This is a genomic window from Vibrio sp. A11, assembly GCF_013048705.1.
GTDB classification, from domain to species: Bacteria; Pseudomonadota; Gammaproteobacteria; order Enterobacterales; family Vibrionaceae; genus Vibrio; species Vibrio metschnikovii.
In genome coordinates this window covers 39112-51402 of the sequence record NZ_VHSI01000004.1, presented here as the reverse complement: position 1 = coordinate 51402, position 12291 = coordinate 39112, and the positions used below count along the sequence as shown (strand labels likewise).

The 12291-nt window shown below is 45.7% G+C and carries 13 protein-coding genes; 3 read left to right on the top strand and 10 right to left on the bottom strand.

All coding sequences use genetic code 11. From position 1 onward, the window contains the following. Positions 1–247 precede the first annotated feature (247 nt). The gene (gene fabB, locus FKQ60_RS05770) at positions 248–1459 is read right to left on the bottom strand and encodes a beta-ketoacyl-ACP synthase I (RefSeq protein ID WP_154170458.1); all 1212 of its coding nucleotides are present in this window, start codon (positions 1457–1459) and stop codon (positions 248–250) included. A gap of 126 nt (positions 1460–1585) precedes the next feature. Between fabB and mnmC the strand changes: the two genes are divergently transcribed. Further along, positions 1586–3610 carry a bifunctional tRNA (5-methylaminomethyl-2-thiouridine)(34)-methyltransferase MnmD/FAD-dependent 5-carboxymethylaminomethyl-2-thiouridine(34) oxidoreductase MnmC gene (gene mnmC / locus FKQ60_RS05765; RefSeq protein WP_170906176.1) on the top strand — a complete coding sequence of 675 codons (2025 nt, stop codon included), beginning with the start codon at positions 1586–1588 and terminating at the stop codon, positions 3608–3610. Positions 3611–3717: 107 nt separating this feature from the next. Here mnmC and FKQ60_RS05760 read toward each other — a convergent pair whose 3' ends face one another. From FKQ60_RS05760 to FKQ60_RS05750, 3 genes are all read right to left on the bottom strand, one after another. Next, positions 3718–4242 carry an NADPH-dependent FMN reductase gene (locus FKQ60_RS05760; protein ID WP_004394779.1) on the bottom strand — a complete coding sequence of 175 codons (525 nt, stop codon included), beginning with the start codon at positions 4240–4242 and terminating at the stop codon, positions 3718–3720. A gap of 118 nt (positions 4243–4360) precedes the next feature. Further along, positions 4361–4618, bottom strand: coding sequence for a YfcL family protein (locus FKQ60_RS05755; protein ID WP_170906175.1), 258 nt, complete (start codon positions 4616–4618; stop codon positions 4361–4363). 10 nt (positions 4619–4628) lie between these two features. Further along, positions 4629–5159, bottom strand: coding sequence for an elongation factor P hydroxylase (locus FKQ60_RS05750; protein ID WP_154170454.1), 531 nt, complete (start codon positions 5157–5159; stop codon positions 4629–4631). Positions 5160–5357: 198 nt separating this feature from the next. Between FKQ60_RS05750 and FKQ60_RS05745 the strand changes: the two genes are divergently transcribed. Beyond that, positions 5358–5984, top strand: coding sequence for a trimeric intracellular cation channel family protein (locus FKQ60_RS05745; RefSeq protein ID WP_154170452.1), 627 nt, complete (start codon positions 5358–5360; stop codon positions 5982–5984). An 89-nt stretch (positions 5985–6073) separates the two neighbouring features. Here the strand turns inward: FKQ60_RS05745 and aroC are convergent, their stop codons facing one another. Beyond that, positions 6074–7159 carry a chorismate synthase gene (gene aroC / locus FKQ60_RS05740; protein WP_154170450.1) on the bottom strand — a complete coding sequence of 362 codons (1086 nt, stop codon included), beginning with the start codon at positions 7157–7159 and terminating at the stop codon, positions 6074–6076. 435 nt (positions 7160–7594) lie between these two features. After that, positions 7595–8527, bottom strand: a complete 933-nt coding sequence (gene prmB, locus FKQ60_RS05735; RefSeq protein ID WP_170906174.1) for a 50S ribosomal protein L3 N(5)-glutamine methyltransferase — start codon at positions 8525–8527, stop codon at positions 7595–7597. A 62-nt stretch (positions 8528–8589) separates the two neighbouring features. Here prmB and smrB point away from each other — a divergent pair, with 62 nt between their 5' ends. Then, positions 8590–9144, top strand: coding sequence for an endonuclease SmrB (gene smrB / locus FKQ60_RS05730; RefSeq protein WP_170904299.1), 555 nt, complete (start codon positions 8590–8592; stop codon positions 9142–9144). A gap of 67 nt (positions 9145–9211) precedes the next feature. On the opposite strand, the gene flhB is transcribed toward smrB, so the two are convergent. From flhB to fliP, 4 genes are read right to left on the bottom strand one after another with little or no spacing between them, the layout of a single operon-like run. After that, entirely contained in the window at positions 9212–10342 is a 1131-nt protein-coding gene (gene flhB / locus FKQ60_RS05725) for a flagellar biosynthesis protein FlhB (RefSeq protein ID WP_170904298.1), read from the bottom strand. 9 nt (positions 10343–10351) lie between these two features. Then, a complete protein-coding gene (gene fliR, locus FKQ60_RS05720; RefSeq protein ID WP_170904297.1) occupies positions 10352–11134 on the bottom strand; it encodes a flagellar biosynthetic protein FliR in 783 nt (260 codons plus the stop codon). Positions 11135–11142: 8 nt separating this feature from the next. Further along, the gene (gene fliQ / locus FKQ60_RS05715; RefSeq protein WP_170906173.1) at positions 11143–11412 is read right to left on the bottom strand and encodes a flagellar biosynthesis protein FliQ; all 270 of its coding nucleotides are present in this window, start codon (positions 11410–11412) and stop codon (positions 11143–11145) included. A 12-nt stretch (positions 11413–11424) separates the two neighbouring features. Further along, positions 11425–12273, bottom strand: coding sequence for a flagellar type III secretion system pore protein FliP (fliP, locus tag FKQ60_RS05710; RefSeq protein WP_224215257.1), 849 nt, complete (start codon positions 12271–12273; stop codon positions 11425–11427). Between the last annotated feature and the right edge of the window lie 18 nt (positions 12274–12291).

Below are 12291 nucleotides of genomic sequence, written 5' to 3'. Positions count from 1 at the left end.
GTTGTCTTTAGGATCATGATAGGCCAAAAACCATGGGGGTCTTATTTGCCAACACGTGATGGGTATTTTGTTGGGCATTGTGCAGAAAAGCATTCTGTGTGTCGAGCATAAAAATACCCGGAGCCAAAGGCTACCGGGCAAATACCCAGAACAAAAGGATCTCGTCCTGCTCTCAATAGGACAGAGTCTGCGTCTGTGTGATCGGCTACGCCGATCGGCTCTGGAAACGGTTCACCTCAAATGGTGATTATGCTTGGTACTTTTTGATCACCAATGTGGCGTTGGTACCACCAAAGCCAAAACTGTTTGACATAACGCTATTGAGCTCTTGTTCACGTGGTTGCGTGACAATATCTAGCCCCTCTGCAGCCGGATCCAGAGTATCAATATTAATACTCGGTGCGATAAAATTATGATGCAGCATCAAGGTCGAATAAATCGCTTCATGAACCCCTGCTGCGCCTAATGCGTGACCAGTCATGGCTTTAGTCGCAGAAATAGCAGGGCTATTACCGCCAAAAATTTCTTGAATCGCGCCCAGTTCTTTTACATCACCGACTGGTGTTGACGTACCATGGGTGTTGACATAATCAACACTATCGACATTTTGCATCGCCATTCGCATACAACGAGCCGCACCCTCACCAGATGGCGCAACCATATCGTAACCGTCTGAGGTAGCACCATAGCCAACAATCTCACCATAAATTTTTGCACCGCGTGCCAAAGCATGCTCTAACTCTTCAATCACCAGCATGCCGCCGCCGCCTGAAATCACAAAACCATCGCGATCAGCGTCATAGGTGCGAGACGCTTTCTCTGGTGTGTCATTGTATTTGGTGGATAACGCGCCCATGGCATCAAACATCATCGTCAATGTCCAATCCAGTTCTTCACCGCCACCAGCAAAAACAATGTCTTGTTTGCCGAGTTGAATCAGCTCCATCGCGTTACCAATACAGTGTGCTGAAGTCGCACAGGCTGAGCTAATCGAATAGTTAACGCCACGAATTTTAAACGGTGTTGCCAAACAAGCCGACACCGTGGAAGACATGGTACGAGGCACCATATACGGCCCAATACGCTTAACGCCTTTCTCACGTAGCGTATCCACGGCAATGGATTGGTTAAGTGAAGATGCACCGCCAGACCCCGCAATGATGCCGGTACGGTCATTCGACACTTGCTCAGGCGTCAATCCAGCATCAGCAATCGCTTGCTCCATAGAAAGATAAGCATAAGCCGCCGCATCGCCCATAAAACGCATCTGTTTGCGATCAATATGCTCAGCAGGGTTTATCTTTAAATCACCCCAAACTTGTGAACGTAGCCCCTGCTCTTTAAATTGCTCGGAAGCAGTGATGCCTGATTTGCCGGCTTTAAGAGACGCTAAAACTTCTTGGACGTTGTTACCGATACTGGAAATAATTCCCATCCCGGTGATGACGACTCGTTTCATGTGACATTCCTATAATTCAAAATTCCGCTAAATGATAACCAAGATAAGTAACAGAAGTGGTCAGCTTTCCTATAAATCCGTACAATCTTGCTCTATAAATGCCTTATTTGCTAGAAATCATCGCTTATGACTTCCATTACTCACGCACAATTGGCGTGGAATGACGCCGGAACGCCGGTCTCAGACCAATTTGACGACGTCTATTTTTCCAATGCCAATGGCTTAGAAGAGACACGCTACGTCTTTCTCAATCAGAATCATCTCCCACAAAGATGGCGAGAATATGACCAACGCCATTTTGTGATTGCTGAAACGGGTTTTGGCACTGGACTCAATTTTCTCGCTACGTGGCAATGTTTTGACCAGTTTCGCCACCAAAATCCTGATGCAACCATTAAGACCTTGCACTTTATCAGCTTTGAAAAATATCCGCTCAATAAAAGCGATCTGATCAAAGCACATCAAGCTTGGCCAGAGCTCGCTCACTACGCCGAGCAGTTGCATCAAGCCTATCCTTTGGCACTACCTGAATGCCATCGAATTATTTTGGCGGATGGGGCGATTATTTTAGACTTGTGGTTTGGCGATATCAAAACCAGCTTACCTCAAGTAGCCGTTTCCGAACGTGGCTTGGTTGATGCGTGGTTTCTCGATGGCTTCGCGCCCAGTAAAAACCCAGACATGTGGAGCCAAGCTTTATTTGATGGCATGAGCCAATTGGCTAAAGAAAATTGTACCTGCGCTACCTTTACCGCCGCAGGATTCGTTCGCCGAGGGCTCAGTCAAGCTGGCTTTACGATGAAGAAGGTCAAAGGGTTTGGCACCAAGCGAGAAATGCTCGCCGGAAGGATTGAGCATAAAAAACCATACCGCAATATTAAACCTTATTATCAGATTGAAGCGACAGAATCTGTCCACGATGTGGCGATCATCGGCGGTGGTATTGCCAGCGCCGCGCTCGCCCATGCCTTAACTCAACGCGGCATTTCTGTGACCTTATATTGCGCCGATAAAGCGCCCGCGCAGGGGGCTTCTGGCAATCGACAGGGAGCCATTTATCCGCTATTAAATGGTCAACATAGCAATGTGTCCCGCGTCTTTGCGCCAGCGTTTCTGTTTACTCGTCAATTTGTGCAACGTCTCGCTCAGCAAATTGATTTTGAATACGATTGGTGTGGCGTGACTCAATTAATGTGGGATGAAAAATCCACCGATAAATTAACGCGTCTTACCCAAGGTGAATTCCCAAACGAACTCGTGCATTATCTGACTGCAGAGCAAACCAGTCAGCACATTGGCCTTGCGGTGGATATGCCGAGTATCCATTATCCACTGGGTGGATGGTTATGCCCAGTAGAGCTCACTCAAGCACTGTTAGACGATTTAGTCAGCAAAGGATCCGTTACCGCCCATTATCAACAAGCGATTGACTCGTTAGCGTGGCAAGCCGAAACGAGGACGTGGCAATTGAATGCTCAAAGTCAGCAGTTTCAGCATCAATGTGTGGTGATCGCTAATGGCCATCAATTTGATGCCTTTGCTCAAACTGAGCATTTACCACTAGGCAAAGTCAAAGGCCAAGTCAGTCATGCGCCAACCAATCACACTTTACAAGCGCTGCGTTCAGTACTGTGCTATGACGGCTACATGACCCCAAGCAGCCCGCGTCATGGCACCCATTGTATTGGAGCCAGTTACGATAGACAGCATCTTGACCAAGCCTTCGATGCCAAAGCACAGCAAGAAAATAGCGCGCGTTTAACCCGTTGCCTAGCGAATCAAACTTGGCCGATGGCAGTGGACACATCAGACAACCAATCACGTCAAGGGGTTCGCTGTGTCAGTCGCGATCATTTGCCTTTTGTGGGTAATGTCGGACAACGTGATGCAATCATTGATCAATACGCTGATTTGCCACAAAAAAGAGAGCATCAAATCCCAACTATTAGCCAATACCCTCAGTTGTACGCTTTACTGGGTTTAGGTTCCCGTGGTTTGAGTTCTGCACCACTGATGGCCGAAGTCTTGGCCGCGCAGATCTGCGGTGAACCACTGCCTTTGCCTGTCGATGTGCTAGCCTCACTGCATCCAAGCCGGATGTGGGTACGAAAATTAAAGAAAGGTAAGGCAATCACAGAAAAAGGGGCTTAACTTTATACGCTGCGGTTTCAGCGCCTGAAGCCGATTTTTGCACCCTTAAAATCATGAAGCCTCGCTTATCCAGCGAGGCTTCATGATTACAATGGAGAATAAAAAACTTAACCGAGCAACGCTACTGTAGCTTTAATTTTTTCGGCAATCTCTGAGTTGGTCACTTCACCGGCCGCTAAGTCGAAATTATCATAAAAGCTAGGGACAGAAAGCGAACCTTTAACATTACCACCGAAAAATGGCGCTGAGGCAACGGCGGCAGCTAACACCGACTGAGCACCACCGGGGCCTGGTGACGTAGCAAGATACACCGCTGGCTTACCTTTAAACAGCTCACGATCAATACGAGTCGTCCAGTCGAACAAATTTTTATAAGCGGCAGGATAATGTCCATTATGCTCGGCAAAAGAAATCACAAAAGCATCGGCTTGTGCTAAATCACGTAAAAAGGCTTGTGCCCCTTCCGCTTGCCCTAGCTCTTTCTCTCGATCTTCGCTAAACATCGGTACAGAATAATCATTAATATTCAATACCGTAACTTGCGCCCCCTCAATTTGCTTTGCCGCGTAGGTGGCTAACGCTTGGTTGATGGATTGAGAGCTGGTACTTGCGCCAAATGCGATAACTTTCATAGGATAACCTCATTGTTTATATAATAAACACAGAGTAAACATTGGTCATTGTTATCGCAACTACAAAAATTATACGATGATATTCAAATTTTCCGAATAAGAACTGTCATCAAGAATATCAAGCGCTCAATTCACGCCATAACGCATAAACGATCGCCCGGTCAGCAGGCGTCAGCTCCGAACGTGCTTCTTCAAGGCTTTGCTCGATAAGAGCTTTTAAGTGCTCAATATCATCAATACCTTGCTCTTCACAAACCGCGGCCGATAAAGAAATATGCCCGCGTAAATAACCACCAGCAAATAACTCATCATCAGACGCCGACTCAATACGGGCATCAATTCGGTCCAATAATTGTTCTTCAAATTCAATAATCATCGTCTTCTCATTATTTCACTATAAATTGATCGGCACTCAACGGCGGAGTGTGATAAAACGCCCGTAAAGCCTGTGATAATCGCGCCACTCGAGGCGGTAAACCGGTTTTTAGTATCCCCAACACCTGTTGATGAACCTTGTGCATAAACGCCAACCTATCAGGCTCATGATCACCATGCAGATTGTCACAACTGACGCTAAAGGGAAATCCAGCACTTTGCGCTAAAATCCACTCATAAGCCTGTGGCTTTACTTCTACCCGCTCAAACTCCGCTTGCACTTGTGCTGAACGACCATCCGGCTCATACCAATAGCCAAAATCTTCTAGTAAGCGGCGCTCAGGCCCAGCAACGCACCAATGAGCGATCTCGTGCAGTGCCGACGCATAAAACCCGCGCGCAAAAATGATCCGATGATATGGCGTCTGTTCATCGGCGGGTAAATATACTGGCTCATCACCACCTAGCTCAAGTTGAGTCTGGTAGTCGGCAAAAAAAGTTTGATTAAAAATAGCGATTAAATCTTGATACTGATGCGTCATCAACAGCTACTCTCGTCGGCTTAATGGGCTGCATTCTCGCGATTTTTCTCTTTAGGGTAAAGCATTCAAACAAAATTATTAGATTAAGTAATCTGGCTGCCCTTTTCACCCTATAAAAACTCATTCGTCAAAATGCTCAATTCGCTCTACACTTGCGCCTTTTTCGGCTCAAGTAATCAATACGTAATAAGGTTAATTATGCTACTTAGCGTTCTATACATTATTGGCATCACAGCAGAAGCGATGACCGGGGCTCTTAGTGCTGGACGTCGGAAAATGGATTGGTTTGGCGTTATGTTAGTAGCAAGCGCAACGGCGATTGGTGGTGGTACGGTGCGTGATATTCTTCTCGGCCATTATCCGCTTGGCTGGGTAAAGCATCCGGAGTTTCTGGCGATTACTTGCTTAGCCGGTGTTTTAACCACGGGGATTTATCGTTGGGTGATTAAACTCAAAGGCTTATTCATTCGCTTGGATGCATTGGGGTTGATCGTGTTCAGCATTATCGGCACCAAAGTCGCCTTAGAAATGGGGCATCATGTGATGATCTGTATGGTCGCAGCCTTAGTTACTGGGGTATTTGGTGGCTTGTTGCGTGATTTGATCTGCCGCCAGCCGCCACTGGTACTGCACGATGAGCTTTACGCTTCTGTAGCGTTGATTGCATCCGGGCTTTATCTCACTCTATTAGAACTTGGCCTCAATGAGACAACCAATACCATTGCAACGTTAGTGGTCGGTTATCTTCTGCGTATGGCCGCGGTGCGTTTTAAATGGCGCTTACCATCGTTCCATTTAGTAGAAACCGATAAACCACTGCACTGATCGTAATAGTCTAAAAATGTAGACGATCAAAAGCAATTAACAAGAGTATCAGCGTCTTATAGCGGGCGCTGATACTCTGTTGATGCACATTATAATATAGGCGTTTCAGTGTGTACTGCTTGATTTTGACCACGATGACGCAGTAAGTGATCCATCAGCACAATGGCTAACATCGCTTCAGCAATCGGTACCGCGCGAATGCCTACGCAAGGGTCGTGTCGCCCTTTGGTGATGAGCTCCGTTGGCTCACCTTGACGGGTAATCGTTTGTCCAGGCACGGTAATGCTCGACGTCGGCTTTAAGGCGATATTGGCAACAATATCTTGCCCCGAAGAGATTCCACCTAAAATACCGCCAGCATGGTTGCTTGCAAAGCCGTCCGGGGTAAGCAAATCACGATGTTCGCTGCCTTTTTGGCGCACCACATCAAAGCCATCACCAATTTCCACCCCTTTGACCGCATTAATGCTCATCAGTGCATGAGCAATATCGGCATCGAGTCGATCAAATACCGGTTCACCTAAGCCTACGGGTACTTTGGTTGCCACGACTTGAATTTTGGCACCAATCGAATCACCTTGCTTTTTTAAATCGCGGATTAATTGATCAAACTGAGCGACTTTATCGATATCAGGACAAAAAAAGGCATTGTTTTCGATTTCATTCCAATCCACTTTTTCAATGGCAATATCACCCATTTGTGAAAGATAAGCGCGGATCTCAATACCAAATTCTTGTTGGAGGTATTTTTTCGCAATACCACCAGCCGCCACACGCATCGCGGTTTCCCGGGCAGAGGAACGGCCACCACCCCGATAGTCACGTAAACCGTACTTTTGATGGTAGGTATAGTCCGCATGTCCAGGACGAAATTTATCTTTAATATCTGAATAATCGGTCGAACGCTGATCGGTATTTTCAATCAATAAGCCGATAGAAGTCCCTGTCGTTTTACCTTCAAAAATACCAGAAAGAATTTTCACTTCATCCGCTTCACGGCGCTGAGTAGTATAACGCGATGTACCCGGACGACGGCGATCCAAGTCTACTTGTAAATCAGCGGCACTGATTTCAAGACCAGGAGGGCAACCATCGATGATACACCCTAATGCAACACCATGACTTTCGCCAAAAGTGGTGACTCGAAAATGTTGTCCAATACTGTTTCCTGCCATGTTTTCCTCAAACTTCCCATCAATAAGTAAATCCGTATTGACTTACCAGCATCCTTATTCCTAGCTATCCCTTTGCTACTTGAAGCTACAGTGGTGTTGGCTACGTTCGTTGCCCAAATCGCATCGTTACCTATGCTCATGGAGAGTCGCTCACCGGCCGCCTACCTACCACGCCCAATAGCTTGGGGATCATCTCATCACGGAAGGAGCTTTTGTTAATCATGAAATCATACTCGCTTGATTAGCCAATGATGTAAAGTCCCGACTGACGTTTTCCTTAAAATGCGGCTTTGCTTTACTCCATCGCTCATGTCATAAAAATTGCCCCAGACACTATCTCACTCCGCGCTACCATCCATAAAAAACGCCGACATCGCGTCGGCGTAGATAGAGCATGATTAATGAAAAAATGATTAAGCTTTAATCTCAGCTGGGTTAATCACGATACAGTGAGAATTCACCTGCGCAATCAAGTAACTGTTGCTTGGTTAATAAAAAGACCCCGTGACCACCATTTTCAAACTCTAACCAAGTAAACGGAATATTAGGATACTGATCCACCAAGTGGATCATTGAGTTGCCCACTTCACAAACTAAAATCCCATTATCCGTTAGATAATGAGGCGCATTAGCCAAAATACGTCGTGCGAGTTTTAAGCCATCCGTTCCCGCCGCAAGCCCTAACTCTGGTTCATGCTTGAACTCATCGGGTAAACTGTTCATATCCTCTTGATCGACATAAGGAGGATTAGTAACAATAATGTCGTATTGCTCTTTTGGTAAATCGCGAAATAAATCTGAACGAATCGGGAACACTTGCTGCTCTAAACCGTGATCTTGAATATTTTGCTCAGCCACCTGCAAAGCGTCAGCAGAGATATCAATCGCATCCACTTCAGCTTCAGGGAAAGCATAGGCACAAGCAATTGCAATACAACCACTGCCCGTACATAAATCCATAATCCGAGTCGGCTCATCAAGTAACCAAGGTGAAAATTGCGCTTGAATCAATTCACCAATCGGTGAACGAGGCACTAAGACTCGCTCATCAACGAAAAACTCTAGACCACAAAACCACGCTTTATTGGTTAAATAAGCAATAGGCGTGCGCTCATTAATCCGCTTAATGACTCGCTCCACCACACGTAATCGCTCACTGCCCGTTAAACGGGAATTCAGTACATGAGGCGGAACGTCAATCGGTAAATAGAGTGTCGGTAAGATTAACTGAACGGCTTCATCCCATGCATTATCGGTTCCGTGACCATAAAATAACTGTGCCGCATTGAAACGACTCACCGTCCAACGGATCATGTCCTGAAGGGTATGCAGTTCAGAAACCGCCTCATCTACAAAAATCTTATCCAAAATTGCCTCCGAAAAGCGCTACAATACTGCCAATACCGAAAATAACTGATAATTTAACTTTCATGAACAAAAAAAACACCGACATCAGTCACTGTCATGATCTCGATGCGAATGATGATTTTGCTCTGTTTCACGAGGCAGTAAAAGGCGTAAAAAAGTTATCTCAGGATACCATAACCCAATCGCCAAACAGAAATCCCAAGCAAAAAGAAATTCGCCGTCACTCACGAGAAGCCAGTGATACCCATTTTTATTTTTCCGATGAATTTGTGCCGCTACTTAGTGAAGAAGGGCCAACCCGTTATGCTCGGAGTGATATCTCTAAGTATGAAGTTAAAAAACTGCGCCGCGGTGTGTATTCGCCTGAGGTGTTTCTCGACATGCATGGTATGACTCAACAGGAAGCCAAACGAGAACTCGGTGCAATGATTGCTTATTGCCTAAAAGAAAAAGTTCACTGTGCTTGCGTACAACATGGGATTGGTAAACATATTCTTAAACAGAAAGTGCCGTTGTGGTTGGCTCAACATCCTGATGTCCTCGCTTTTCATCAAGCGCCATTAGAGTTTGGTGGCAATGGTGCTCTGTTGATCTTATTGTCGGTTCCCGATAAGTAATGCGGTATTGGTCTGGAATAACACGGAACCACTGGCAATAATACGGCTCAACGAGAGAGAGTCTCCGCTAGTAGCGCATGTCCGGTGGTATTGGCAACTCTTGCGTTTTCAACACTGGGCGCTGACCTCCTTTGCGGCGATATTGCTTAATCTGGAACACATAAGCCAATACCTGAGCGACGGCCACGAATAAACCATCTGGAATTTCTTGCTCTAGCTCTGTGGTGTAGTACAGCGCCCGCGCTAGCGGAGGAGCGGCAACAATTATAATCTCGTGCTCACGGGCAATTTCACGGATTTTAAGGGCCAGAAAATCGCCGCCTTTGGCAACCACAATGGGGGCTTTATCCGTTCCTTGCTTATAACGTAGCGCCACTGAAAAGTGATCGGGGTTGGTGATAATAACGTCCGCTTGAGGGACATCAGCCATCATCCTGCGTTGTGCCGCTTCACGCTGCAACATCCGAATTCGCCCTTTGACTTCAGGTTTACCTTCCGTATCTTTGTATTCGTCTTTAATCTCTTGCTTAGTCATTTTCAGTTTTTCAGCGTGTTGCCAAATCTGAAAAGGCACATCAATCGCGACGACTACCAGCAGTGAACAACTGATCAACAAAATAAAATTGAGTAGAATTTCTAAAGCATGGAAAATATTTTGTGGATAAACATCCATACTGAGTTGAAAAAGATCATTTTTCGAAGCGTCAATCAGATAGAAAGCGACTCCAGCCACTAAGAGTACTTTGAGTATCGACTTAAACAGCTCAACTAAACTCTGCATACCAAACATGCGTTTAAAGCCGCTCAACGGACTGATCTTTGATAACTTAGGTCTTGCCGCTTCAGCAGAAAAACTGACTCCGCCAACACCAGCAGCCCCGATCAGCGCAGCCACAAATAAGGTGACGAGGATCAGTAGTAGTGGGAAAATTAAATGGGTCAGCGTACCAGCAATAATATCGAACAGTTTGCTGCTATCGAAAATCTCTTCACGACTCAGAGAAAACAACCGTCCCATCGTGGTATACAAGCGACTGGCTAACATTTCGCCAAACCACATTAGGGCTACCGAACCAATGATTAATACCGATACCGACGCTAACTCTTTCGACCTTGCAACCTGCCCTTTTTCTTTGGCTTGTTGCAAGCGCCTGGGGGTCGCCTCTTCGGTTCTTTCTTGTCCATCAGACTCTGCCACGGGTTTCTCCTAACAGTTCAGGCGGATCAAACGACACAGTTGCTGCTCACCCTCTGCCCAAAACAGATCATAGTGCGCAAATAGACCACTGACAATATAACCACAAATCAGTAATCCGACCAAAAGAGCAAAGGCAAAACCTAGCGAAAAGATATTCAATTGTGGTGCAGCCCGAGTCATTACCCCAAAGGAAAGGTTAACGGTTAATAACGCAATGATCCCAGACAGTGACATACTCAACGCCACTTTAAACATAATCCCTAACCATTGAGAGAGCTCATAATAATCGACATTAGTCAGCGATCCTGCGCCAATCGGTAAACTGGTGAAGCTCAGCACCACCAACTGAATCATAGTTAAATGGCCATCCGTCGCCAAAAAAAACATCGTTGCTAAAAACATAAACAATTGGCCTAACAGCGGCGTATTCTGTCCATTAGCAGGATCAACCATAGAAGCAAACCCCAAACTGGCTTGCATACCGAGTATTTGACCAAGAATAACAAAGGTTTGAATTAAAAACTGAGTCACCATACCCATCGCCACGCCAATAATGATTTGTTCTAGTGTGGTTAAAAAGCCTTGAAAGGAGAGGAGTTGCAAATCATCGGCAATCACTGGCACTGCTGGCATTACGGCGAGTGTGATCGCTAAACCAAGATATAGGCGAATACGCGGCGACACAAACCGCGCGCCAGTGACGGTCATCACCATCAACATGGCTGAAATACGTGTAAAGGGCCAAAAGTAGTGTGCAATAAAATCTAGGACTACACTGGCTGGGTATTCCATCGCAGCTCCTAAAATAAAACTTGTGGCAAGCGCTCAATCATGGCGAAGAAAAACTCCATCAGCATTTGAGTCATCCAATGGGCAAACATCATTAATGCTAATAGAGTCACAATCAAACGTGGTAAAAAGCTTAGTGTCTGTTCGTTGATTGAGGTTGCGGCTTGAAACACCGCCACAACTAAACCAATTATTAGGCTAGGTACAATGATGGCGCAAACCATGATCAGCACTAACCATAATGCTTCACGAAATAGCTCAACAAACAGCTCAGGTGTCATTTGTCTCTCCCGCTATAAAGCAAAACTGCCCGCTAAGGTCGATAAAATTAGGTTCCATCCATCAACTAAGACAAATAACATCAGCTTAAAGGGTAAGGAAACGATCATCGGTGACAACATCATCATACCCATCGCCATTAATACCGAAGCCACCACTAAATCAATAATAAGAAAAGGCAAAAAGAGCATAAAACCGATTTGGAATGCCGTTTTCAATTCAGAGGTAATAAACGCAGGAATAAGAATCGCCATCGAGACATCTTCCGGATTTTGCGCATTCGAACCGGCAATGTTAACAAACGTCTCTAAATCTTTAAGTCGTGTTTGTTTAAGCATAAAAGATTTCATCGGATCCTGGGCTAAATCAAATGCCTGCCGAGCACTGATCTGCTCATTAAGATAAGGCTGTACCGCTTGGTCATTAATCTGATTGAGCACTGGCGACATAATGAAAAACGTTAAAAAAATCGCAATACCAATAATGACCTGATTCGAGGGAGTTTGCTGCAAGCCCATCGCCTGACGCAAAATCGACATCACGACAACAATCCGCGTAAATGACGTCATTAAAATAACCATCGCTGGCAAAAAGCCCAGCATGGTCATTAGAGCGAGAATTTGTAGATTAATCGAATAATCTTCACCGCCATCCGCATTAGTTGTCATCGTGAATGCGGGAATCCCACCGCCACCACTACGGCTGGATAAGGCCAAACTCCTTGAACCGGCTTGTTCACTCTCCATTGCTGATACGGTAACACCTTGCGCACCGGCAGCAGTGGGAGGAATGGCCGTTGCAAGCTCTTGCTGAGCATAAAGTGGGGAGGAAAACGCCCAAATAAGTAAACTGAGCAGCATCATTGCTTTACAGAGTAAATG

Excerpts from the sequence above, each read along its gene's own strand:
- fabB (WP_154170458.1), bottom strand. The coding sequence starts at position 1,459 with ATGAAACGAGTCGTCATCACCGGGATGGGAATTATTTCCAGTATCGGT.
- mnmC (WP_170906176.1), top strand. The coding sequence starts at position 1,586 with ATGACTTCCATTACTCACGCACAATTGGCGTGGAATGACGCCGGAACG.
- FKQ60_RS05760 (WP_004394779.1), bottom strand. The coding sequence starts at position 4,242 with ATGAAAGTTATCGCATTTGGCGCAAGTACCAGCTCTCAATCCATCAAC.
- FKQ60_RS05755 (WP_170906175.1), bottom strand. The coding sequence starts at position 4,618 with ATGATTATTGAATTTGAAGAACAATTATTGGACCGAATTGATGCCCGT.
- FKQ60_RS05750 (WP_154170454.1), bottom strand. The coding sequence starts at position 5,159 with ATGACGCATCAGTATCAAGATTTAATCGCTATTTTTAATCAAACTTTT.
- FKQ60_RS05745 (WP_154170452.1), top strand. The coding sequence starts at position 5,358 with ATGCTACTTAGCGTTCTATACATTATTGGCATCACAGCAGAAGCGATG.
- aroC (WP_154170450.1), bottom strand. The coding sequence starts at position 7,159 with ATGGCAGGAAACAGTATTGGACAACATTTTCGAGTCACCACTTTTGGC.
- smrB (WP_170904299.1), top strand. The coding sequence starts at position 8,590 with ATGAACAAAAAAAACACCGACATCAGTCACTGTCATGATCTCGATGCG.
- fliR (WP_170904297.1), bottom strand. The coding sequence starts at position 11,134 with ATGGAATACCCAGCCAGTGTAGTCCTAGATTTTATTGCACACTACTTT.
- fliQ (WP_170906173.1), bottom strand. The coding sequence starts at position 11,412 with ATGACACCTGAGCTGTTTGTTGAGCTATTTCGTGAAGCATTATGGTTA.
- fliP (WP_224215257.1), bottom strand. The coding sequence starts at position 12,273 with ATGATGCTGCTCAGTTTACTTATTTGGGCGTTTTCCTCCCCACTTTAT.